Source organism: Pelosinus sp. sgz500959 (assembly GCF_042610375.1).
Lineage (GTDB): Bacteria > Bacillota > Negativicutes > DSM-13327 > DSM-13327 > CTSoil-075.
The window spans coordinates 1-24,936 of record NZ_JBGJZL010000024.1; the positions used below are offsets into that span (position 1 = coordinate 1).

At 36.0% G+C, this 24,936-nt stretch carries 16 protein-coding genes; 15 read left to right on the forward strand and 1 reads right to left on the reverse strand.

The annotated features are described in order from the left end of the window. On the reverse strand, nucleotides 1–254 hold a 254-nt coding region (locus ACAN52_RS20980), incomplete at its 3' end, for a transposase (protein WP_378957052.1). 703 nt (nucleotides 255–957) lie between these two features. Here ACAN52_RS20980 and ACAN52_RS20985 point away from each other — a divergent pair. From ACAN52_RS20985 to ACAN52_RS21055, 15 genes are all read left to right on the forward strand, one after another. Then, a complete protein-coding gene (locus tag ACAN52_RS20985; protein WP_378957053.1) occupies nucleotides 958–1,257 on the forward strand; it encodes a hypothetical protein in 300 nt (99 codons plus the stop codon). Between the two features lie 248 nt (nucleotides 1,258–1,505). Next, on the forward strand, nucleotides 1,506–3,296 hold the full coding sequence (locus tag ACAN52_RS20990; protein ID WP_378957055.1) for a hypothetical protein: 1,791 nt from the start codon (nucleotides 1,506–1,508) through the stop codon (nucleotides 3,294–3,296). Beyond that, nucleotides 3,296–6,946 carry a hypothetical protein gene (locus tag ACAN52_RS20995; RefSeq protein ID WP_378957056.1) on the forward strand — a complete coding sequence of 1,217 codons (3,651 nt, stop codon included), beginning with the start codon at nucleotides 3,296–3,298 and terminating at the stop codon, nucleotides 6,944–6,946. The genes ACAN52_RS20990 and ACAN52_RS20995 overlap by 1 nt, the downstream gene beginning before the upstream one ends. A gap of 649 nt (nucleotides 6,947–7,595) precedes the next feature. Beyond that, a complete protein-coding gene (locus tag ACAN52_RS21000; RefSeq protein WP_378957057.1) occupies nucleotides 7,596–9,569 on the forward strand; it encodes an N-6 DNA methylase in 1,974 nt (657 codons plus the stop codon). Beyond that, nucleotides 9,569–10,957, forward strand: coding sequence for a restriction endonuclease subunit S (locus tag ACAN52_RS21005; protein ID WP_378957058.1), 1,389 nt, complete (start codon nucleotides 9,569–9,571; stop codon nucleotides 10,955–10,957). The genes ACAN52_RS21000 and ACAN52_RS21005 overlap by 1 nt, the downstream gene beginning before the upstream one ends. Nucleotides 10,958–10,979: 22 nt before the next feature. Then, a complete protein-coding gene (locus ACAN52_RS21010) occupies nucleotides 10,980–13,904 on the forward strand; it encodes a DEAD/DEAH box helicase family protein (RefSeq protein ID WP_378957059.1) in 2,925 nt (974 codons plus the stop codon). Nucleotides 13,905–14,255: 351 nt separating this feature from the next. Continuing rightward, a complete protein-coding gene (locus tag ACAN52_RS21015) occupies nucleotides 14,256–16,097 on the forward strand; it encodes an AAA family ATPase (protein ID WP_378957060.1) in 1,842 nt (613 codons plus the stop codon). Nucleotides 16,098–16,099: 2 nt separating this feature from the next. After that, nucleotides 16,100–17,128 (forward strand): hypothetical protein, encoded by a 1,029-nt coding sequence (locus ACAN52_RS21020; protein ID WP_378957061.1) that lies wholly within the window; start codon nucleotides 16,100–16,102, stop codon nucleotides 17,126–17,128. Between the two features lie 244 nt (nucleotides 17,129–17,372). Beyond that, entirely contained in the window at nucleotides 17,373–17,531 is a 159-nt protein-coding gene (locus ACAN52_RS21025; protein ID WP_378957063.1) for a hypothetical protein, read from the forward strand. Nucleotides 17,532–17,535: 4 nt separating this feature from the next. Next, on the forward strand, nucleotides 17,536–18,516 hold the full coding sequence (locus ACAN52_RS21030; protein ID WP_378957064.1) for a hypothetical protein: 981 nt from the start codon (nucleotides 17,536–17,538) through the stop codon (nucleotides 18,514–18,516). Further along, complete coding sequence (locus tag ACAN52_RS21035) at nucleotides 18,503–19,594, forward strand: radical SAM protein (RefSeq protein ID WP_378957065.1); 1,092 nt, start codon at nucleotides 18,503–18,505, stop codon at nucleotides 19,592–19,594. The genes ACAN52_RS21030 and ACAN52_RS21035 overlap by 14 nt, the downstream gene beginning before the upstream one ends. Continuing rightward, complete coding sequence (locus tag ACAN52_RS21040) at nucleotides 19,595–20,731, forward strand: radical SAM protein (protein ID WP_378957066.1); 1,137 nt, start codon at nucleotides 19,595–19,597, stop codon at nucleotides 20,729–20,731. It abuts the gene before it with no gap. Nucleotides 20,732–20,738: 7 nt separating this feature from the next. After that, on the forward strand, nucleotides 20,739–21,446 hold the full coding sequence (locus tag ACAN52_RS21045; protein WP_378957067.1) for a hypothetical protein: 708 nt from the start codon (nucleotides 20,739–20,741) through the stop codon (nucleotides 21,444–21,446). Nucleotide 21,447: 1 nt separating this feature from the next. Continuing rightward, nucleotides 21,448–22,428 carry a radical SAM protein gene (locus tag ACAN52_RS21050; RefSeq protein ID WP_378957068.1) on the forward strand — a complete coding sequence of 327 codons (981 nt, stop codon included), beginning with the start codon at nucleotides 21,448–21,450 and terminating at the stop codon, nucleotides 22,426–22,428. Nucleotides 22,429–23,070: 642 nt separating this feature from the next. Then, a partial coding sequence (locus ACAN52_RS21055; protein WP_378957070.1) for an ATP-binding cassette domain-containing protein occupies nucleotides 23,071–24,936 on the forward strand: 1,866 nt, incomplete at its 3' end.

Consider the following 24,936-nt stretch of genomic DNA (forward strand, 5'->3'; position numbering starts at 1 on the left):
TTTAGAATGTCATTTTCCATTCGCAGTTGCTGAACTTCTTTACGCAACTTGATCAGTTCATTATCTTCATCACTGCGATTATCTGTTTCACGAAATGATCCACTTGTTTGCCTCTGTTTTACCCAACGCTCAAATGCGCTTTTCGTTAAATCATATTCCCGAACGATTTCTGATGGCGGTTTGCCATTCAAGTATAGTTGTACCATTTGGTTTTTGAATTCATCAGTAAATTGTCTACGTTTTCTTGGAAGCATAGTAATCTCTCCGTCCTTTTTGTTTTTAGTTTACTATCCCTTAAGAAAACTGTCTATTTTAGTGTAACCGATCCAACCCGCCCATGCAAAGTCAATCAAGGGGACCGCTGGAATACCTACGGTATTCGGCGCTAGGAACGAGGAACGTTCGCTGGCCCTGCGAGCCTAACCGCTCAGGCACGACGATTGACTCTGCGAGTCAAGGGGACTGCTGGAATACCTGCGGTATTCGGCGCTAGGAATGAAGAACGTTCGCTGTCTCTGCGGGACTAAACCGCTCAGGACCGACGGCTGACTCTGCGAGTCTTACCGCAAAAATAAGGACGAAGTCCGAGGAAACGAACTGCCCAACCAGGTTTGTGAGGACGCTAGTCCGTCGGTGTTAATGAGGACGCAGTCCATATCTGCTAGTGAGGGCGAAAGCATGAGGCACGTTCGCTGGCCCTGCGGGCCAAACCGCTCAGGAACGACGGCTGACTCTTCGAGTCTTATCGCAAAAATAAGGACGAAGTCCGCGGAAACGGTCGGGGGGGGGGGCTCGCCCGTTGTCCAGTGGGAATGGGCTAATACCTTTGGTATTTTGACGCCAGAATGGTGGGGGCGGGAATCTACGGAAGACGTAGGAGTGTTTAGATTGATAGTTGTAGGCGTGATTACAAGGATGATGCTTATTGAAGGAAACAAGAAAAGGGGGTGAATGATTATGATTAATTTTGGCAAATTGGATAGGGGATATATAGTCATAGGCATTTTAATTGTAGTTGTTATTATAGTAGTTTATTTCGCCTGGCGTAAAGATGCCGAAAATGAGACAAGGGTACAGGAGACTATAGTCATCAGTCAGGAAGATGCTAAAGATAAAAACGTCCTGCAGAACAAATTAGATATGAGTAAACAGAATGCGGAGATGCTAGCCAGTTTTGTTTCTCAGGCGCAAGTGGGAAAAGTGCAGCCAGTGGCTCATCGAATTAATGGGCGGGACTCGGCGCTATTTTTAGACTGAGAAGGGGCGAGTTAGCTATTTGAAAGATTACGCCTCAATATGCAATGTAGTAATGTAAGGAAATTTAAAAAGAATATCTACTTCGCTACGCCAAAGCGGACGAGCCGCTGTATGGAATTTGCGAGAAGCATATCCGCTCACTGGCTCGTCTTATTCGCATACTCTATAAAAAAAATAAATATTTTGGAAGGTTATGGCGATATAATGCAGAAATTAGGATGTAACATTATAATTTAGGAGTACTGAGAATGATTAGTCTGACAAGGTTATCATCACCATTATCTGCACAAGATTGGTTAGGAATGCTAATTATGCAACCTTTAGTTCATGACAAGTTATATAAGAACATAGGATTTCAGTGGAGACCTGAATTTAAAACAAAGCAATTAGCAGACTTAGGAAAATTAATGGATTTAGCTCAAGACCCCGTTCAAGCTGGACATAATACAAAGACAAATATTATTTTAGTACCTGAATATGGGATACCGGGATTAGAAGGGTTTAACCTGCTATATGATCGTATGAAAGATTCAACTGTATCATATCAAATTTTAATTGGTGGTATGGATGGTCTTAGTAAGAAGGATTTCCTAGAACTATTAGGTAAGTCAGACCTAACAGATATTACAAAGGCGCATATGGCCGACTCGGCTAATAGAGCAGAATGGGTTAATACTGCAGTAATATTAGAAAAAGTAAATGAAAATGTAAATTTTTATGTTCAACCAAAACATCTTCCAGCGGGTCCTGAAGACAATACTATGATGTGTGAAGGTGATCAATTTATAGTATTTGCAACTACTCCTACAGACATATACAGAGCACCTATTTGCTTTTTTATTCCTATTTGTTTCGATTGGATTGGAAGGCAAGGCAGTATCTCACAAATTAATAGCTTAGCTTCAGAAATGATTGAATTGACAAGAAAAGAGTATCTTGTCAATGCATTTTGGATTATTCCGGTAATTCAGCATAATCCAAAACCTGATAATATAGATTTTTTACAGGAAGCACGTGAGCGCCTAACAGGTGGTTTATGGTGTAATGTTTATGATAGCCGTGCATGTATTGTAATGGCTAATACAGCATCACCAATTAATAGTAGCGATTATGGACAGAGTTCCTTTATTTACAGGGATGGACCTTATGGTTTAAGTACTTTACCTAGACCGACAGTAATCTCCAAAGAAAGACATGGATTACAAGGTTGTGGAGAACAAAGATTTCGAGAGAATAATCCTGTTATTCATACAGTCTATTTTGTTCCTCCCACGGCGACGGCAGGACGTTCTGGTGATCCAAGGATTCCATTTAAAGAGGCTAAATTGATTTGCTTAGATGCTGATTTATCGGTATGCTGCCCTAAAAGATGGCCTGTAGTAGCAACTGCTGTAGATCCTTATGTTAAAACGTTTGGAGATCTTTTGGATACTAGCGAAATTTATTTAAGAAGGTTTTCTCAGCAAACAAGTATAGCTGAAGGATTGAGCCAATACATCGAGCAAACTATCATGCAAAGTAGAAATTTTACTAATAGTGTAATTTACGAAAAGATGCTACTTTTGTGCCGATGGGAATCTTTTAAAGCGAAAGAATGTGATAGTTGGAAATCTGATGTTGAAGGTATATCTACAAGCAATTTAATAAGAAACCAAGCTCTTTTATCACTAGCTTTTGATGATTTTAATATAAATGGTAAATATCATGGCAATTTTAATATAAATGATATACACAATATTCTAATCGTTGCAGATGGTCACCAACAAAAAAGTCATTGTGAACTTGAAGAAGAAATTCGCACCAGTATAGATGAAGGGGAAATTTGCATTAGTCGATGTGATCAAGTAGTAGTAATAGGACATACGACACCTGAATGGGTATATAGGGGATCATTAATGGGAGAACCTGAAATTGGACAATTTACTGATCAGCCGCGCATTAGGTATATACCAAGCAGTAAAATAATTAGTATCCTTGGAGATATTGATAATACTGAGCAACTAAACCAATTTTTAGGTAAGGAACTGGGGGTGATGTAATGTTTCTTTTAAATTTCAAAGATATTATTACCGAAGAATTAGAAATGATTACGCCAGGCGTAGAATGTATGAGTGCTGATGAGGAATTAATTATTTATCGAAAGAAATGGATTGATTCGCCTTTTGTCGATATTGTAGGGTTTGTTCCTTTATTTTTAAATGAAGATGCTAACCAATGGAGACAGTCGGAAAAATTGTTTCTACGCCACATCTCAAAAGAACTTCATGCCAGCAAAGATAATGTTGAACCATCATTGGCATATTTATATGAACCATCAGACATAGATGCCTTAATGGATGTAATAGTGAGAATTGAAAGAAATGCCATGCATTGTAGAAAGTTTGTTTTACCTATGGAAGAGGCAATTCATGAACATATCATGCGACTTCCAATAGCTTCATTGCGAAATTCACGTGAACGAGAAATGCTCCCACAATCTGCTAAAAAAGTTCTTATACAAGCTGGTTTAGGCTTTGAATGTGCAAATGGAATTCTGACACAAAGCAAGATGAATAAAATATTAGACAATCTACCAGATAATATTGATAAAAATAAAATTGGAAAGGTCTCTGCAATTAGGGAGGCAAAGGAAGCATTTCCACTGAAGCAAACTAGGTTAGTCAAACTTAACATCGAAGCTTTTAGGGCATATGGCAAAGAGCAACAGTTTGATCTTGATGCAGATCTTATTGTAATTGGTGGACCGAACGGCTTAGGAAAAACTTCGTTTTTCGACGCAGTCGATTATGTGACGACAGGGCAGGTTAAAAGGTTCAATAAGAGGTTAAAGTCGCTTCCAAATCTGTTTTATCGCGATCAAATGAAGGTTTCTTTGACTGCTAAAGTAGTAGAAAATGGGAAGAATGAAGACTTTATAATTACTCGAGGTCTGCCTGATCATGAAGTTAGAATTAATAACGAGATAAAGAATCGGAAAGATGTATTGTTAAAGTTAACACAGACAACGTATAAAGAAAATGTAGAACGACTAGTAAATCTTTTTCGTGCAAGTCATCTTTCAAACCAATATCAAGCGGAATTGACCGAGGGGATACGGAAAGAATCAACACTGCCATACGACCTCTTAGGGCGAATGCTCTCTCTTGAAGATTATGTGCAAGGTATTAATCGCTTGGAGAAAGCTAGAGATGTTGTTGAGAAAGAAATTAATGAAATCGAATGTGAGTTAACACGACTTGGTCAAGCAGAAAAAGAAATAAATAATGAACTTGGGCAATTTAAAATGCCTGTAGAACAACAAAATTTTGATAAGAAAGAAATTGAATATGAAGCTCTGGTGGGGTTAGGCAATTCTGTGGGCGGGAATGTTAGTGAGATAGAAGGGCGAACATTACTAGAACGCTTAAAAGAGCTACGTTCAATAGTAGAGGTAAGAAAAACAGAAACAGAAACTAAATTGAATGATTTATATGTAGTACATAACTGGATAGGTGAGCGAGATAATTTAACGCAAAAAAATCAGGTAATTAAACCCCAGTTGGTCAAAGAACAAAACAATCAAACAGTCATAAAAGAAAAGCGGGAGCAGTTCGAAAGGCGATTATCAGATCTTCTACAATTGAAATTAGAAAAAGAAAATGCTATTAAAAGAGTTGCTGCTGATGTCGGAAATCATGAGTGGCTTTTAATCCAGATACCTTTATTAAAACAAGCTAGTGATTATATACAGAGTTTATCGGTGGAATTAAAAAAAGCTGAAGGTGAAGTTGCCTCGATTAAGAAAAATATTACTGTAGAAGAAAATATATTAGGTCAAATAAAAATAGAATCGGATAGATTGCAGGTAGAGTATAATAAAAACCAACAAAGCTTATGCTCACTAAAAAAGCTACAAGAAGATATTCCTAAGTACATCGATGCTTTACAACAGTTTCAGTTAATAGAGCAGGCCAAGGTAGAAATGAACATTACATTAATGAGTCAAAAGCAAGTGTTAGCGCAGTCTGAAGAAGAATATCTCAATGCCAGAAATAATCTAAATATAATAATGATTGAGTTAGAATTCGAACGTAATGCTCTTGATAAAACTCGTTCTTTAGTTCATCAACTACGTGACTTAATTCGCGGGTCAAATTGTCCATTATGTGGGCATGATCACAACTCGAAAGAGCAATTGCTTGCTTTGATTGACAAACAATATGAAGAAGAATCAGTTGCGCTTACATCTAAGACTCACAAATACGATGTGGAAAAGGGGAATTTAGTCGTATTTGAAAAAGTATATAATCAATCACAACAGGAAGTCCAAAAAAGTATAGATAGTATTCGTAAATTAGAAGTAGATGAAATTAGCTACAACAATTCTTTGTGCGTTCTGAGAGAACGCTTTTCTGTAGCCGGATTTAATAATTTAAAAAGAATAGAAGAAGAAATCATGGGTCGCATAAGTGATTTAGTATCCCTAATTAAAAATAATGCAGAGGAATTAAAAGAATCGCAAGATCAATATGAAAGTAAGTTTCAATCCATTCAAATATTGGTAGAAAAGCGAGGAAATCATGAAAGAGTTCTCAGAAATTATTATAACGAAATCAAAGAGAAAGAGAGATTTATCGGGGCATTAAATACTGAAATATTAATTAAAGGACTTCCTGAAAATGTAATTGGAACTGAAGTGGAGGAATTAATTTACAACTATAAAAAGAAGCGTGAGCAGATAGTCGAAAAGAAAGAAGTATATGAAAAAGAGATATCTTATATTGAGGACCAGTTCCAGAAAACAGATATAGATTATAAAAATTGCAATTTAACAGTCAATGATCTAGAAATAACCCAAAGACAGATTGAAAATCAATTAAATAATTTATTCTCCAATATAAAAGGGAAGAAAATGGCGCCTGATTTTAGCGAAGAGACCCTACTTCAACGCGTCAGTGAAATGAAATCTAATCTTTCACAAATAGAGGATATTCGAGAAAAAATCCTAATTGCTGAAATTAGGGCTGATTCAAAAGAAAGATCTGCAGCTGTGAGCCGGCTTTTAGACAGACAGAAGAAGATTGATTTAGAGAAAGAAGATAAAGTATTAGCATTGAATGTGGCGAAGAAAAAAATTACTATGTTATCTAATATCCAAGGTATGCTAAAGGAAATACAAAAAGGAAACTTGGAAAAATATTGTAAGGCTATAGGCCCGATTGCAACCATAATTCAGCGCAGACTACGGCCAGTATATGGATTCGGCAAAGTCGATATATGTCCAAGTGGGAGTAATATTCCGGTTCGGATTGGATTTGAAAAAGATCAGTTTCTCGCCCCTGGAGATTACTTATCAGAATCTCAAATGGGAATTATTGCACTGAGTATATTTTTATGTATTGCCACTACTCAGACATGGTCAGGATTACAAACTATAATGCTTGATGATCCAATATTACATTTTGATGATTTAAATGTTTATGCTTTTGCTGAGTTACTTCGTTCGTGGATAATTTCCTCTGATTTGCCAGTTCGACCGCAGATTATAATATCTACCTGTGATGACCGACTAATTCGTATACTTCGCATGAAGTTTCAAGGAATGGTAGATCAAGGAAATGCTAAATTCTATATGTTTAAAAGTATTTCAAAGGATGGACCTATTATTGAGCAATTTACAGTAAAGGAAACTCCTGTTTTGCTCAACTAGTGCATGATTCTAATAAAGAATTTAGTTTTCAACATTGGGGAGCGATTGATCTTCGTAGATAATCTCTAGCGTGTTACCCTTCTAGCATACGTCGCTAGGTGCTAAGAAAGCCTTCCGCCAATGCCAACGTCCGCCCCAGAAAACCAACCATCGGCACCTACTTATAGTACGGATCCAGCCCTGCTCCAGAGCAGAGAGCGGTCTTAATAGGTATCCATGTCGCACATATTGAACGGCCACCATTCTGCGATTGAAACAGGTACGAAAAGCATGTACCTGTTTCAATCGCAGAAGCGTGGTCTGTTTTTCTTTATTGTTAGTCTGTGGGGGAAGCGACCTCGAGGGCTCCAAAAACCGAAAATACTCGCCCTAGAAGTCGCCGAGGGAACGGTCATCTTTACTAATCAATATTTTAATAAAACTGCTATTATCCTTAAATAAGGAAAAATAATAGTTTTGCAAGGATATTATCACGATTTAGCGAATGTAAGCAGTTAAGTGATTTTTTTCGAGTTCATTAGATCAATTATTGACACATGAGTGTTAAAGAAAAGAGTACACTAAAAAAGGTAGGGAAATGCAAGTATGTAAAATAGAATATTTGTGTTGAAAATCGTACAAACATTTATATAACGGAGGAAATCACTATATGGTACTATCTGTTAATAAACCAAAGCTCGATAATCTCGCCGGCGACATCTGGAAATCCGCTGAACGACTACGTGGCAAGTTCAAGGCTTACGAATATCAAGCTGTCATTCTACCAATCATTATCATTCGTCGTTTAGAGTGTGTATTGAATAAGTGGCGCATAGACAAGGGTATTGAGGTGCTGGCCAGACGCCCTAAACTAACAGATCAGGAGCTTGCAGAGCTGGTAAAAAAATTAGAAATCAGCAATGCCCCGTTTTTCAATAAGACGGACTGGACGTTAAGTAAGGTGTTCCAGGACGATCAGATGCTTCTTGAAGAGAACTTTCGCGCTTATATCAATGGGTTCTCTCAAAATGTGGACGATATCATCGAACACTTTAATTATCGCGCTACAATTAGGACGGTGGTGAAGAACAACCGCCTTGCACCCATCTTGAGTCAATACAAGGAACTGGAACTTGGACCAGATAAGATTTCACCACTGGAGATGGGCTATATTTATGAGGAATTGCTTCGGCGATTCTCGGAGCAAAGTGGCGAGGAAGCTGGAGAACACTTCACACCGCGTGAAGTCATCCGACTCATGGTTGAACTGCTTGATATCCCCATTCCCGAGAAGCATATTTCCATATATGACCCTGCATGTGGGACAGGGGGGATGTTATCGGTGGCCAAAGAGCACCTGCTTGACCGCGCAGCTACGCCCGAGGAAAAAGCCAAAGTTGAGAAATACGTCACTGTCCACGGACAGGAGCTTTCGCATACGAATTATGCAATCTGCCAGGCTGATTTGCTTATCAAGAACGACCAACAGGCTAAGGTGTTTCTTGGGAACTCACTCATTCCGCATAATAAGGATAGTAAGGAACCGGGCGATCAGCTTCCAGAGACAGAATTTCGCTTTGACTTCATGCTCTCCAACCCACCGTTCGGCGTTACTTGGGGTGGTAAGGATGGCTATGAAGATGAGGCGCGCAAACTGGTGAAGACCCGCTATCAGGCTGGAATGCCGAGGGTGAATGACGGTGCCTTACTTTTCCTACAAACTATGCTCGCCAAAATGAAGGAACCGGCAAAAGGGGCTAGCCGTATTTCTATCATTTTCAACGGATCTCCATTATCTAACGGTGACTGCGGCTCGGGAGAAAGTGAAATTCGTCGCTGGATTCTCCAAAATGACTGGCTCGATGCGATCGTCATGCTACCGGATCAGCTTTTTTATAACACAGGGATTTCTACTTATATATGGATGTTACGCAACGATAAACCTGCTGCGCATCAAGGTCGCGTAATGCTTATTGATGGGCGTCAACAGTTCGAAAAAGAACCAAAATCCTTCGGTAACAAACGCAATCGCATGACCGATACTCACCGCGAATGGATTAAAGAGCGCTACTGCAATGGCTGGAATCAAGATTATGCTGATGATCACGTGAAAATTTTTCAATACGAGGACTTTGCTTATCATAAGGTTAACGTAGTCTTTTGGCAGTTCGACGTACACGATCAGCCAGCAGTTCTCAGCGAGCCGTATGAAAAAGCCTTTACCGCCGCGAATCTAAAGAAAGAAATGCAGTATTATGATAGCGAGCTGACTTTCCTTATTCGGATAAAATTGGAGGAGGGTGAAAAAGCAGTGACTCTCGTACTCACTCCAATGGATAATATTGCTAAAAAGTTCAAGGAATTAATGGACGATAAACCAGAAATTCTTGCAATTGAGTGGACCCACCGTCACTATCTGAAAGATGACGAATATATTCCGTATGGTGAAGATATCGAAGTATTTTTGAAAAGTGAAATCGGCAAACCGATTATCCGCTGGCAGGATAGTCCGCAACTAGGATATGAAATCTTGCCCAATAAATACTTCTATAAATATAAGCCGCCTACGCCTGCAAGGGATTTGCTCGCCACGTTTTGGAAGCTGGAGAAAGAGGCGGAGAAGATGCTTGAGGGGCTAGTATAATGAATATAACTGATACCAATGCTTTGCAGTCAAGTGTTCTCGGTGCGTCACCAACCGACTGGCATGTCGATAGGATTCGTGACCGGTTAGGAGCGATTGTTGGTGGTGAGTGGGGTGACGATCTTGATGCTCACGATGAGGGAGTCGAAATTGCTGTCATTCGTGTAGCGGATATTCGAGGTATAGATGTCGCAATAGATGACTTGACAATTCGTAGAGTTAAAGAGTCGAAGCTTCCTGGGAGGATCATTGGAGAACGCACAGTACTTTTGGAGAAATCTGGAGGAGGGGAGAAACAGGCGGTAGGTCGTGCAGTTTTAGGACGTATGATCGAGTTTGATGCTATCTGCTCTAACTTTATGGCGAAGACGGACTGTAGTCCGAAAGATAGTCCATTGTTCGTCGCATATCTGCTTGATTCTGCTTACAACTGCGGTATTAATACAGCACATATCCAGCAGACAACGGGAATACAGAATCTTCGCGTAACCGATTACTTGAATACAAAATTCGCCTTTCCCTCATTGTCGGAGCAAGAACGGATTGCGGCGTATCTGGAATCGAGTTGCGTAGAGATTGACAGGGCGATAGCTACTAAATGTCTTCAACTCGAGACACTGGATGCGTTACGAAAAGAAGCGATTCAGCGAGCCGTGACTCGTGGTCTTGATGAGCATGCAGAACTTCGACAAACAGGAAGTATTTGGATGGAGAAAGTGCCAGTTGGTTGGGATCTGATCTGCCTTAAGCGGGTAGCAAAGATTCAAGGAGGACTGACACTTGGTAAGGTATATGATGGTCCAGTCATTGAACGTCCTTATTTGCGAGTAGCCAACGTTCAAGATGGATATCTTGCCTTGGAGGATGTCACAATCATTGAAGTTCCGCTTGAGGTGGCTAAGCGTGTGGAACTACGCATTGATGATGTCCTTATGACCGAAGGGGGAGATTTAGATAAGTTAGGCAGAGGATTTCTGTGGAGTGGAGAGATTCCAGACTGCCTGCACCAAAATCATATCTTCGCGGTACGTTGCTTTCGGCACAAGCTACTACCAAAGTTCCTGACGTATCTTACTGCCTCGCGTTATGGGCGGGATTACTTTGAGGCTACGGGGAAGAAAACGACAAATCTTGCTTCTACAAATTCCACGAAAGTGGGCGCTTTCCCGCTACCGCTTCCATCTGTGGAAGAGCAAGAGCGGATTGTGGCGTTTCTAGACACCGAGCTTGAGGGCATTAAGAGCCTCGTTGCTAACATAGAAAATCAAATATCTACCCTAACCTTCTACCGCAAATCACTGATCCATGAATGTGTTACAGGCCAACAACGAGTTTTGGAGGCAGATGTGAAGCTGACGCATACTAGGAGGGATTCGATAACAGGGTAAAAAAAATGGGGGAGGACGAGTAATGGAGACGACATTACCTCCAGAGCATAGATTTCAAAAACATATTGCGGATTTTCTCATCCGCGTACATGGTTTCGGTGTGCTCGCACAATCAGATATTACAGATAGGCAACACTACATTGCCGAGGAACAGATGTGGAATTTTCTCGAAACTACGCAAGCTGATATGATTAAAAAATTGACTGAGGACTATGGTACAGATGCCCGTGAAGAAGTGTTTCGCGCTCTACACAAGGAATTAGTGCATACCCCGCTTTGGATGATTATGCGCCATGGTTTGAAGGTGCGTGGGCTGGAATTTCATCTTTATTATCCTCGGCCACGTTCTGCTGAGAGTATCGCTGTAGTGAAATACGACGACAACCGCATAACATTTCGCCCGCACTTTTATTTTGGAGAGACAAATCAGGAAATTGATTTTGTGCTTTTTCTCAACGGTCTGCCCATCGTGGCGCTGGAAGTCAAGCACGAGAAGAATCAAAATGTGCATGATGCGGTGGCGCAGTTCGCCGCACGTGATCACTCACGAAAAATTTTCCAACATCCATTTCTCTACCTTGCTGCTGATACCAGCGATGTAATGACCGCCTCCGATCCGAGTCGTGTGGAGAATTTTCGTTGGCATAATACTGGACTGACAAATGAGGAAATTACTCAGGACGGCACCGAATATCCGGTGGAGTTTCTTTACCGTGAAGTGTTGTCAAAAGACCAGTTGCTGGAGGCATTGTCGTTCTTTTTAGTTCGCGTGCCAAAGTTCGAGGCGGAGGGCGATAAGCCAGCACGTGCAGCCTTTACGATTTTCCCACGGTACCACCAAAGTCGTATGGTGCGGAAGGTTGCAGATAATGCGGTAGCACATTTCTCCGTTACTGGCGATATCGGGCGGAAATATCTCATTCATCATTCTGCCGGCAGTGGTAAGACGCTTTCCATCTGCTGGTTAGCCGACCGATTACACAGTCTGTACGATCCTGTCACAAACAAGAAACTGGTGGATATTATATTTATACTTACCGATCGCAAGTCGCTGGATAAAAACATTCGGGAAGATATTGAGAAATTCACGCACTTGAAAGACGTGGTCGGGTTGGCTCGAAAAGCCAATAGCCTGCCACGCTTCCTTAAAAATCGCAAGCCTATTATCGTTACTACACAGCAAAAAATTGCCTGGGTGCTAGAGGAAATCAAGAAAAACAAAAAGTTGCAAAAGATGCGTGTAGCCTTTCTGATCGACGAAGCACATCGCTCGCAGGAAGGGCGGATGGGTGTAGCTATCCGTGTGCCATTCCGCGAGTCTGATATGGCTGATGCGGAAGACGCGGCTGATGATACCAAGGATGAAGAAGAGAAGATTGCCAAGATCATCCGTGAGCATGACTGCAACCAACTTTTCGTCGCCTTTACCGCCACGCCTGCTCCAGCTACCGTTACCCTTTTCGGAGCGCCATTTGATACCTATAGCGAGGCTGAGGCCATCGCCGAAGGTTACATTGTGGATGTGGCGACGAGCATCATTTCCTACAAGACTCTCTATAACCTGCACTGTCCGGTTGTACCTAAACTAGAAGAGGAACAACTTTACCCGGCGGGCGTCGTAGCCAAAGCTCTTCAGAATGTGGCTTTTCAAGATGACGGATTGATTCAATACAAAGCTGAGGTGATGCTCCGCATTTTTGAAAAGGATGTAAAACACCTAATTGGTGGCCGTGCCAAGGCAATGATCGTCGCCACTTCTCGAGTTGCCGGGTTGCGCTATTTTCATATTATCAAGGAAAAACTGAAGAATCGGGACTACCAGGTGCTCTATGCTTTTTCAGATTTTGTGCATCCCGAGACCAATGAGTCTATCAGTGAGCACGCGGTCAATGCGCTGAAGGATGGCGAACTAATCGAGGATCGTTTCGAAGGCGATGACTTTCGCTTAATGATTGTGGCGAACAAATTTCAGACTGGATTCGACCAGCCGCTGCTGGCGGGAATGTTCCTCGACAAGTCTGTGGTGGACCGCAACGCGATACAGACGTTGTCGCGTTTGAATCGGTGCCATGAGGATAAGCAAGATGTAGTGGTGGTAGATTTCACCAATAATGCCAAGGAAATTCTAAAATCATTTGCAAAATATCGTCAAGGTACGTCGTTTATACCTGAGGATCCTGAGCCAGAACTTTGTATAAAGCAACACGCAGAAATTTTGGCGGCTGGCGTATTTACGCAGAAAGATGCTATCGATTTTATAACGCAGCTGGCTAATGATACAGACGCACAGGTGCAGTTCACCGTCAATGCTCTTCGCACTCGATTTCAGGCAAAGTTTATTGTAGCGGAAGATCGCAAGAATTTTGTTTATCTGCTGGCCCGGTTCGTGAAGAACTTTCACTTTCTTACCTGCTTCTTTACTTATCCTGACGAAATCAACGAGTTCGTAGTTTTTGCGGAATATCTTGGTCCGCAGCTCATTAAACAAAGTGGCGTCTCCGAATTGATGAAGCAAATCCGTCAGACTGTGGTCGTGAAGGCGGCGGTCAAATACATAGGTGAAGTACATGATGGTGGTGGAGTAAAACCGAAAATTGGAAATGGGAAAAAAGGATCTGGATCCCCGCCGAAGAAGGTCTCTCTACAGGACATGATCGATACGATTTGCGGCAAGTTCCAAATCAGTGATGATGAGGCGCTTTATATCAGACAAGTCACTGAGGAAAAAGTAGCCGACCCCTCCATTCGCAGCACGGTCCAGGCACATCGTGATGACCACATCTATCTTGATGGTGCTTATCGGGGGCAGGTAAGCGATGAGATTCAAGCAACTTATAATAAACACGGACGTTATGAGGAACTAGCCGATCCCAAATATACCGATGTAGCCGGTATTTTTGAAATTATGGCGATGACGGTAATCGAAACTCATATCATGGTAGCGTGATATGAGGGATAATAAGTTGTAATGCGAGACATATAATTTACGACGCTCCTTTGGGCCTGACCGTTAGCGTACGCTATCCTACAAGTCCAAGGAGAATATAATGTAGATAAATCCTGCAAAGATTAAATACCTTTGCAGGATTTTGTATTTTAATGGTAAACATAGAGAGTATTAATCGTCTTATTTTTAGAAATTCAAAGAGAATTATACATTACAAATTTAGGAGTGTGACGAGAAAACTGGTGAGGATATTATTTTAAATTAATTATTATAAATGGATAAATGGGTCGGTCGCTGCAAGCTATTTAAGGTTTTTTAAAATATAATATCTACTATACGGGGAGGAAGAATATGCAGGTATTATACCTATGGATAAAAGATCATCGGGATTTTATTTGTAAACAAAATGTGAATTTTGGTAGTAAATTTATTTTTTCTTATAATGAGGAGCTTAAACAGCTAAATGTAGAAGAAAATCCATCATACATTAAATTTTTTTTTTCAATTACTAATTCTGATGACAAATCAGTTATTACAAATATTAGCGCGATTATTGGAGAGAATGGATCTGGCAAAACTACAATACTAAATTTTATAAAAAGAAATCTAGTTTATGGAATGGGTGGAATTAGAGAAGAAGCTATTATAGTAGTAGAAGATGGATCGAATAAATATATCTATCATCATAATAGTATCAAAATTACAAGTGGTAATTTTGATACCTACAATTTTACGCTAAAAGAATATGAATATAGGGACGAGAAGGGGGGGCTGATTGATTATTATATAGATAGCTCAGGTAATACTTCGGTAATTTATTTTTCTAATATTTTTGATAATACTATATTTGATAAAGACTATGGTAACTTAATAGATATATCAACTAATTCTCTTGTTAAATCTGATAGGATTAGAATGGTTGAGAATCATAGGATAAGTGGAAATGCGAGTGAAATTGAAATTCATAGAATCCAAGAAATAAATCGGCAAATACGATTTTTAGGGAGTTCCCCAAAGAATAAAGATACATTGCCATTCCAGTTGCCAAAAAAAATAATTATTAAACCATTTGTTCGTAACCCGCTAGAAACGAGAAAAAATGATTACTATGAATTGATAATGAGAGTTAAAGAAGCGTTTTCATCACATCAAAGTGATCTAAAGAGTGGGGCGGATTCTATAAAGAGTAAGTTGATTGAAGCAGTTATCTATAACTTCTTTTCAGAGTTAACATCGCATAAAACACTGTTTGAAATTCCTGTAGATATACTTATAAATTTAGAAAAGGCAGATTCTATTAATGAACGAGTAAGAGTGTTTTTTGAGGAATTGTTATCAGCAGATTGTGTAAAGGAGATAAGAAACGTTCCTGAGTGGATTAAAGGAATAAATGATTTTATTAAACTTATAAATAGTAATGAATTTGAATATGTTCTTCCCTTTGGGCAGGGACTAGTACTTCCCGTTGATAAAGAAAACTCATTGCTAGCTAAGCTTTTGGAATGCTATCAGCAGTCATTCTTAATGCATCCATACTTAGAGTTTCAATGGATTGGGTTAAGTTCAGGAGAAATGGCTATTTTTAACTTATTCTCAAGATTTTACTCAATAATCGACCCCAAAGAGCATACAGACCTATTGAAGGATAATGTTATTGTACTAATTGACGAAGGGGAATTATACTTTCATCCACAATGGCAAAAGGAGCTTATTTATAATCTCATTTCATTTTACAATGATATATTTCGAGGAAGGCATGTACAGCTAATAATTACATCAAATTCGCCTTTTATAGCATCAGATTTACCAAATCATAAAATAATATTCTTAAATAAAATAGATGGGAAAAGTATTGTTGTTGATGGACTTGAGGATAAAAAGCAAACTTTTGCAGCTAATATACATACCCTTTATACTGATTCTTTTTTCGTTCGAGATGGACTTATAGGTAAATTTGCTAAACATAAGATACAAAATCTAATAAATTTACTTATGAATGGTAAGATTGATGAAATAAAACGAAACAAGAAAATGATTGAGAGAACGATTCGACTTATTGGTGAACCTATAATCAGGGCAAAACTGCTCAGAATGTTTGAGGAAGCACTAACTCTGAATCTAATGGACATTGACGATAAGATTATTAATCTTCAAGAGCAGATAAACAAACTAACCGCGGAAAAATTGAGGTAATTATGATTAGGATTAGAATCGATGCTAAACAAAAGAAAAAAATAGAAGATAGACATTATAAGTATTTTGACGATGAACTCAGTTTACGGCTCGATGAAAAAAAAGAAGATCAATCTTTGGGAGCAAGGCAGCGTAGCTTTCTTAATTTTTTATATGATAGAAAGCAGAAACTTATTATTGGAAAGCCTGATGAGCTAAGTAGAATTATTAAGGATGCCGAGACGATGTATCAAGATATTACAGATGATTTAAAACTCACTGCATCAGCTTTCAAGCCTGTAATCAAAGAAATATTTGATTATGATAAGTTTTCTAGGGACGTCCCAACGGAAAAAGACAAAAATAAATGGGGAGCTTATCAACTTGTTATTACCTTGGGAATTAGTGCCTGTCCTTATTGTAATCGTCAGTATATATCAACGTACTTTTCTAAGAATGGGAGAACAAGAGCCGCTCTAGACCATTTTTTTGATAAGGCAACTTACCCATACCTCTCGCTGTCTCTATATAATCTTGTTCCGTGTTGTAATGTATGTAACTCTAGTTTTAAGGGACAAGAAACTTTTAGTCTAGCAACCCATATGAATCCTTATTTAAGTGGATTTGAAAAGGAGTACAAATTTAGCGTTGGCTTAACACGCGAAAAAATTCAGAACCGAGAGATATATAACATCGATTTTTTTTATGGTACTTCCAGTTCCAACAATTTCGAGATTGAATTGAAACCAGTTGCTGGATTAGAAAATGATTTTATAAAACAAGCTGATGGTAATATACAGGTATTTAAAATTGACAAGATGTATGCGCTTCACAAGGATTACGTTCTTGATATAATAAAGAATGCTATTGTTTACAATGAAACGAGAGTTGAAGAACTGTGGAGAGAATACGGCGGAACTCTATTTAAGAGTAAAGAAGATGTACTAGGGATGATTTTGACAAACTACGTATTAGAAGAAGACTTAAGCAAAAGAGTGTTATCAAAGTTATCCAAGGATATTTCCGAAGAATTAGGATTGCTTTTCCCGTAAGGTTATTAATCTTGTAAAGAGTTTCTTTTAGCTTCAAAATATAAAAAGAAGGTAAGTGAAATATTAGTATTAATAAATTTTTATCTTAAAATATTGGTGTATTATGTCTAAGTTTATTGACTTAAACGTATAAAAGTAATACAATTAGCAAAAAGATTGTTAATTTTTAGTTTTAGTGGATTATTAAGCCATTATTTGACGAATTAAGGTTTAAAATAAATTGATAAAAAAGTGGGGTTTTTTTATGGAATTATGTGTAAACGAGATTGAGAATGTTGAAACTAGTGCTATTACTCTTGATGAAACTTCAATTAAAGATTTTTTAAGCTTTCTTAATGACAAAGAAGAATATTTAGAGTCAGGATTAGGTGCGTTCCATACAGACAACCATAGTAATTGGTAATATTATGGATTATTTTGTGAATGGGTCGGCGAATAAATATACTGTTCAAAATAGCTATGCGCCAGATGCAGTTTTTAATGCATCTGGTTTGTTTGTCTATACACCTTTAATAGTACAGTTAATTGAGATTGTTAGAAAAAAATATGACTACTTATTACCTATTGTTAGTATTTATGGGAGTCCTAAGGTATTGTGGAATGGCGGAAGATTAATTTTAAAAGATTTTTGCTATAACAACTTGTCATCTTATGAGAAGGAATTTGTTTTACTATCACAATATAAAATAGTACCTTCTATAACATTTACTAATCATTTGATTCAAAAAAAAGATCTTGCCGATAAAGAATGTAATAAAATTTTAGAATTGTTAGAGGAACATAAAGGAAATGTGATTTTATCAAGTGATATTTTAAGAGAGTATATTTCTGAAAAATATTCTAATATTAAGATTTATGCATCAGTTATCAAGACAACGATAGAAGATGGAAAAGGAAATTTCCATTATTATAAGTTGCTTGAAAAGAACTTTGATACTTATGTTATTCATCCTGATGACAATTTTAATCACAAGTTATTTGAGGGTTTAGACTTAAATAAAGTTGAGATTTTATTAAATGAACGATGCTTTTATGGTTGTCTTAACAGAAAACAGCATTATGAAACTATTGCTAGAGAGCAGATTTGTCAAACGGAAAATATTAAGTATGATGGCCGTTTTTTAGATCAATGCTCTGCTATTCCAGAAACTAAACAATCTAGCTCACAAAAAAGAAATTTAATGCTAACGTTAAATGAAGTCAGAGAGTTATATTCATTAGGAGTACGCAGATTTAAACTACAAGGGCGAGCAGATAATATATATTTATATTTTTATGATTTAATACGTTATTTACTTGATGACCAAATGGCTGCACCTACTGTTTATGCAATTATGTGTGGGCATATTGAGTCTTATATTACCAGGGGGAAATATGAGCGATATTAATCTTTATACGACTGAAAAGCCAATCAAACTAATTTTAAAAGTGGCAGGTAATGGTTGCAATATTGATTGTAGCTATTGTTTTGAAAAAAATAAGAAAAATTCACATGGTATTATGAGTGCTACTTTTTTAAAAGATCTATTATCAAAGATTGATTCACAGGTTTCGATCGTTTTTCACGGAGGAGAACCTTTATTAATTGGAATAAAAAAGATGGATGAACTTTTACAAGTAGTTAGTGAGTCATACGCGGATAAAGTAATAGCAGTTAAAGTTCAAACGAATGGAATTTTAATATCAGAAGAATGGATACAACTACTCTTTTACAAATATGTAAATTTACATATTGAGATTGCAATTAGCTTAGATGGAACTAACGAAATGAATAGTTTGAGAGTTAATAAACAAGGAAAATCTACTTACGAAAAAGTTATTGAGACATATAGACTTCTAGATAAACATAATATTAAGGCTGGTATGCTTAGTGTAATTAGTAGAAACTCCTTAACCGTTATAAAAGAGTATATTAAGTTATTACAAAGTATTAATAACTTAAGTTTTGTTAAATTAAATCCGTTATTCAATTTAAAAGATAATAAACTAGCGGAAAACAGTATTTCGCCTTCTGAATATGCGAACTTTGTACTAGAGATTGCAAAAGTATATATTCAAAACCGATTATATGAGAAAATTGCAATAGAACCTATTTTAAGTATGATTCAAAAAATTAATGGAAGGGTATCTAGATATTGTAATTACTCTACATGCAAATGCTTTGAATTTATTAGCGTTTACCCAGATGGAACGTTAGGTCCTTGTGATTCTTTTTCAGCAGAGGAGTTTTTAATAACAGTAGATGATAATAGCTTAGAAAATAGTATACTGAATGCGCTTAGACAAGTTAATGCTAATAAATTAAAACAATTATTATCTTCATGCGAAGAATGTGATATAAAAGATTTTTGTATGAGCGGTTGTTTATCCCAAAGATATTATTTTGAATCCAATAGCGATTTATCAGAAGATTATTGTATAAGTAAAAAAATACTATATGAATTTGCAAAGGGATATATGATTTGAATGACTTTTCATGATATAAACTTTCAAGAAAAAAAAGAACCGTATGCACTATATTTAAATTTCCCATTTTGTAAAAGTGTTTGTTCATATTGTCATTATGTAAAAAATATAAAATTTGGCTACGAATATATCCCTAATGATTACATTTTAATTTTATTAAAACAGTTAGAAGATGTTTTGATAAAATTAAAAGATATGAATTTAGTAAGTATTTATTTTGGAGGTGGAACACCCTCACTCTTATCGGTTGGACAAATACAAAGTATAAAAAAAATAATCGAAAAATTTAATAAAAACTCTAGCGAAATATCAATTGAAATACATCCGAATTATTGGAATGATGAATTGGTTAATTTAGGGTTTTTTACTAGATTTTCAATAGGGGTACAATCGTTCGATAGTGAGCGTTTAACTACCTATAATAGAAATTGTTATAACTATAAACGAGTTATTCATATTATTGACAATATACGAAGTAATATAAAAAATAGTAGAATTAATTTGGACATATTATTCGATGATTATGTGTTAGAAGATGATATTAATAAAATCATCTCGTTATATGCAGATACAATTACTGTTTATCCAAATACTAAAGGACGTGGCGAAGAAAGGTTGAAAAGTGTATATTCAACTCTGAATAAATTAAAAATGGATTTAGTAGGATATACTCCAGTGCATAAGGCAAAACATATATTTGTAAAAGAAAATAGTCATCCTTCTTTGTATGCCATTCATGAATATGAAAATGCAGGTGATATAATTGGTGTTGGACATAATAGCGTATCTTATATCAAGGATAAGTCATATTTAAGTCTTTACGATAAAGATGGTTATAATTATATTTTAAGAAATCGCTCATCTAGATACATTAGTGCAGTAATTCAAGGTTCTTTAACTGGGATTAAAAGAGAACTTATTGAAGCTGTAGATGAAGGCATGTTTAAATTTTTTCTGTATAGCCAAGGATTATATTATATTCCTATGAACAAAGTACATTCTTTTTATCGATATATCGTGGAAAATTTTAACGGAAATCAAGGCGCCGAATTTTTGGGTACAATTGGATATGGCGATGGAGATATAAGCACTATTCAAAAAGTTATCTTTAATGATTTCCAAGATGATGAGGGCTAACTACAAAATGAAAAGTAAAACTAAAAATAGTATTTTGAAATATATTGCGAAAAATAATATTAAATGTAATGTTGCAGAAAATACTTTGCAAAAGATTGGAATGAAGAAAAAATTTATTTTAATCGAAGGTACTGATGGTAGTGGCAAAGATACATTTGCTTCCATTCTTGTAGATAAACTAAAAGAACGTTTTTTGTATGATGAAAACGCTACACTTTCTATTGTCGGACAGCCGCTTTCCAAGTGCAAAAGAGGTGAAGAAGCTTTATCATTTATAGAAGATAAAAAAAATAATTACTCTAAAGATGTAGTAGGTCAAATTTTGACTGAAAATAGAATAGACACTGAAAAATATTTTAACAAACTAGGTGGAATAACGATTTGTATAAGAGGACTTTTAACAGATTTAGCAACATATTATCATGTTTTTGGTGAAGAAGCTGCAAGCAATCTTGGTCAAACAATTATGATCGATAAACTTATTATTGTAGACGTAGATAGCAAAATTGCTGATAATCGCATAACTGAAAGAGGGCTTCCTCGCACTTGGAGAGAATATTTTGAATATCTGGTTTATTTTAGAGATTATTATTTGAAATATGAAAGCCAACTCTACAGAGAAAAGATTGTGATAGAGAATATAGATTTAAATCAATTAGATATCACAACTGAAGGAATAGCAAACTCATTGTTTATTTCTTGCTTAGAGGAGTAAGATGAATAAGTTTAATAAAAAAGCAATTACATTAATGTTAAAGATGGTAGGTACTAACTGTAATATGCAATGTCATTACTGTTATGAACTTCATAACAGTAATGACGTGAATGTTAAGTCACATTTATCTGAAGAAAAAATAGAATCATTTTTAAAGAGTATCTCTGATATGAGCTATATTTCTGTAATATTTCATGGGGGAGAGCCTTTATTGGCTGCTAAAAAAGCCGTCAAACGTATAACAGAAATGCTTGAAGAAATTTTTCCTAATAAATATGAAATTCATTTTCAAAGTAATGGTACATTAATAGATGATGAGTGGATAGACATTTTTTCAAACTTAAAATGTAAAACGATAGTTTCTATTTCATTAGATCCCATAGGAGAAAAAGATTTAAGAAAAAGTAGCACATTTAATTATCGTTCGGCTGTTTATACTTCAATAAAAAAACTTCAGAAAACAACACTTAATGTCGGAATTGTTTCTGTTGCACATAAATATAATGTCAGTTATTTTAATGAATTTATTGAAGAGTTAATTCAATACGGAATCAAATTTTTGACCATTAATAAATATCGTGATATGAATATAACAGATGATGCCTTTATCACAGAAAAAGAATATAATAATGCCTTGATGTCGATAGCTAAGTATTGGATATCTAAACGGCTATTCTACAAAATACACATACAACCATTAATGTCATTAATATCTAATGGTAAAAACAAACTTTGTTTATATTTGGCGGATAATTATAAATGCTCAAATTTTGTAACATTATACTCTGACAGGATAATGTTGTGTGACCATTTAGCGGGTGATATTCCAAAAGTAGATATAAAGTGTAAAAATTGTGATATATATGAGTGGTGTGGAAGTGGTTGCTTGGCTGAACCTAAAGATGAAACATTTTGTAGTTCACGTAGATCATTAAAAGAATTTATTAAGGTGATAAAAAATGAAAATACAAAATCTGATTAGTAACAACATTAATAAGTTAAATGCATTTATTCCTACTGATCAATCTATTGGTGTAGGAGGGCTATCTGGTTCTGGAAAAACAACTTTTTGTCAGACTATATCTGATGAATCTAAGAAAAGAATAGTTTTGCTATTGAATAAGTCGGAATATCAATTTTTATTTTCTAATATATTGAAAAGTAATTTTAGTGCTCAGTTTATAGAAGACATGCCTTTAACTTTATTCTTAGGAAAAACAACGGTATCTTCAAATCCGCGTTCTACTATTGGCACACAGACAGGTATTTTTAAAGAAATTAGAAGTGCTTTTGCCCAAAAATATAATCTATCCTCAGAATATTTTTCTTTTAATAATTCTTTAAATTGGTGTCCAGAGTGTAAAGGAAGAGGATATACTANGGTATTTTTAAAGAAATTAGAAGTGCTTTTGCCCAAAAATATAATCTATCCTCAGAATATTTTTCTTTTAATAATTCTTTAAATTGGTGTCCAGAGTGTAAAGGAAGAGGATATACTAACAAAAAACTATGTTCTAAATGTAATGGCACCAGATACAGCGAAATAATTAATGACTACATTTTAGAAATTGAGAATAAGAAGCTGACAATTTCACAACTGAATGAGATGAGTGCAGAAACATTATTGAAATATGCTGAGAGTTGTAATTTTCCTGAACAAAAAAGACAGATCCTTTCAAATATGATTGCAATGAGTATAGGGTATTTATCTCTTGATAGAATTATCAGTACGCTTTCAGGAGGAGAATTAGTAAGGTTATATTTAGCGGAGTTTATTACGAAAAGTAGTAATGTTGCAGTAATAATTGATGAATTATCAATAGGATTAGATCATGATACTTTAATCAACATCCTTGCGCAAGTCGAAAAACTAGGCAAAAGTAATCAGATTTTGATGATCGACCATTCTGATACAGTATTAGATTCTACTGAGAAAAACATCTTTTTTGGACCAGGGAGTGGGAAAAATGGTGGGACAATTGTTGAAGTATCACCGCGGCCAGAACCCAAGATGTTTTCTTGTGATTTCAATGTATCAGAGGATGAGTACATTTTCAAAGATTTATATTGTAGAAATATACAGATTGCAGAATTATCTATCCCTAAAAATAGGCTAATAGCTATAACTGGTGAGTCAGGTTGTGGAAAATCTACGTTAGTAAATGAATGTATTGTAGGTAGTTTTGACCAATTATATAAAAAAGAAAAAATTATTATTGTTGGACAAGGTAGAAGTCAATCTATTACATCAAAATCAACAATTGCAACTTTTTTAGAATTGAAAAAGAAATTAGACAAATTATCACAAGATGCTTTTGATAGTCCTATTGAAGATATTATAGAAATTATGCCGAAAGATATTGTAACAAAAAAACGATTAGGATTACTCCTTGAATTAGGTTTAGGTTATTTATCTTTAAATAGAAAAATTCAATCATTATCTACAGGGGAATTCCAGTGTATACATTTAATATCAGAAATGTATGGAATGAATAATGATGTTCCTACCTTATTTATTTTTGATGAGCCATCGAAAGGGCTATCGCAGAATATTTTGAATAAATTCATATCTTGTATGCGAGAAATTTTGCAAAATGAATTAATTACTATAATGATTATAGAACACAATAGATATATGTTATCTAATTCGGATTATGTAATTGATTTTGGGAAAAGAAGTGAAAATAGTGTAAGAAAGTTGGATATTGTTCAATCGGACATCTGGATAAAGAAGAATGTGATAATCAGTAATTCTCCAAACGTAATTATTAAATCAAAGCTTTTGGAGCAAAAAGGTATTACATTTTTAGATGAAAAGGGGAGCGAATATTTTAATAAGGCAGAAAATATTTTCAAAGGTGGAATTTTAAAAAATCTATCTCAAACGGCAAGGTGGATATATGATGAATATGATTCAGAGGTTATCGCCCCCGTTATAGCTATAGATTTTGAAAGACAATTATATAGTAAAAATACTTTCGTATATGAAATTGCAGGTGTCTTGAATTCGATAATTGTTACAAATTCTTTAAATACAGATGTAGAAAGTTTTGATATTTATAATACAGATAACCATTGTAAAGCTTGTAGAGGTAATGGCAGCCTGGAAGTATTTGATTTTGATTTAGTGGTAGAAAATACTAATGTTGGTTTATGGGATGGATTACTTAAAAATGAGATAATGACTGCGTTAAAAAAATATAATTTTTCTAAGATAAAATTTTTGTTTAAAGAAATAAAGAAAGAAACTAAATGTGAACTATCTAAAAATTTTGATAGTATGACGGATAGAGAAAAAATTATATTTTTGCATGGATATTGGGAAAACTCTTTCTATGACAATCAGAAAAAAACAACAAGGACTTGGCAAGGTATTTTGTTTTTGATTAACAAATATATGCGGCAATCTAAAGGGCCAACTAAAGATAGCTTAAATAATTCAAAACATAAAATTATTTGTCCTATTTGTCAGGGGAAAATTTTTAACCAC

Excerpts from the sequence above, each read along its gene's own strand:
- ACAN52_RS20985 (WP_378957053.1), top strand. The coding sequence starts at position 958 with ATGATTAATTTTGGCAAATTGGATAGGGGATATATAGTCATAGGCATT.
- ACAN52_RS20990 (WP_378957055.1), top strand. The coding sequence starts at position 1,506 with ATGATTAGTCTGACAAGGTTATCATCACCATTATCTGCACAAGATTGG.
- ACAN52_RS20995 (WP_378957056.1), top strand. The coding sequence starts at position 3,296 with ATGTTTCTTTTAAATTTCAAAGATATTATTACCGAAGAATTAGAAATG.
- ACAN52_RS21000 (WP_378957057.1), top strand. The coding sequence starts at position 7,596 with ATGGTACTATCTGTTAATAAACCAAAGCTCGATAATCTCGCCGGCGAC.
- ACAN52_RS21005 (WP_378957058.1), top strand. The coding sequence starts at position 9,569 with ATGAATATAACTGATACCAATGCTTTGCAGTCAAGTGTTCTCGGTGCG.
- ACAN52_RS21010 (WP_378957059.1), top strand. The coding sequence starts at position 10,980 with ATGGAGACGACATTACCTCCAGAGCATAGATTTCAAAAACATATTGCG.
- ACAN52_RS21015 (WP_378957060.1), top strand. The coding sequence starts at position 14,256 with ATGCAGGTATTATACCTATGGATAAAAGATCATCGGGATTTTATTTGT.
- ACAN52_RS21020 (WP_378957061.1), top strand. The coding sequence starts at position 16,100 with ATGATTAGGATTAGAATCGATGCTAAACAAAAGAAAAAAATAGAAGAT.
- ACAN52_RS21025 (WP_378957063.1), top strand. The coding sequence starts at position 17,373 with ATGGAATTATGTGTAAACGAGATTGAGAATGTTGAAACTAGTGCTATT.
- ACAN52_RS21030 (WP_378957064.1), top strand. The coding sequence starts at position 17,536 with ATGGATTATTTTGTGAATGGGTCGGCGAATAAATATACTGTTCAAAAT.
- ACAN52_RS21035 (WP_378957065.1), top strand. The coding sequence starts at position 18,503 with ATGAGCGATATTAATCTTTATACGACTGAAAAGCCAATCAAACTAATT.
- ACAN52_RS21040 (WP_378957066.1), top strand. The coding sequence starts at position 19,595 with ATGACTTTTCATGATATAAACTTTCAAGAAAAAAAAGAACCGTATGCA.
- ACAN52_RS21045 (WP_378957067.1), top strand. The coding sequence starts at position 20,739 with ATGAAAAGTAAAACTAAAAATAGTATTTTGAAATATATTGCGAAAAAT.
- ACAN52_RS21050 (WP_378957068.1), top strand. The coding sequence starts at position 21,448 with ATGAATAAGTTTAATAAAAAAGCAATTACATTAATGTTAAAGATGGTA.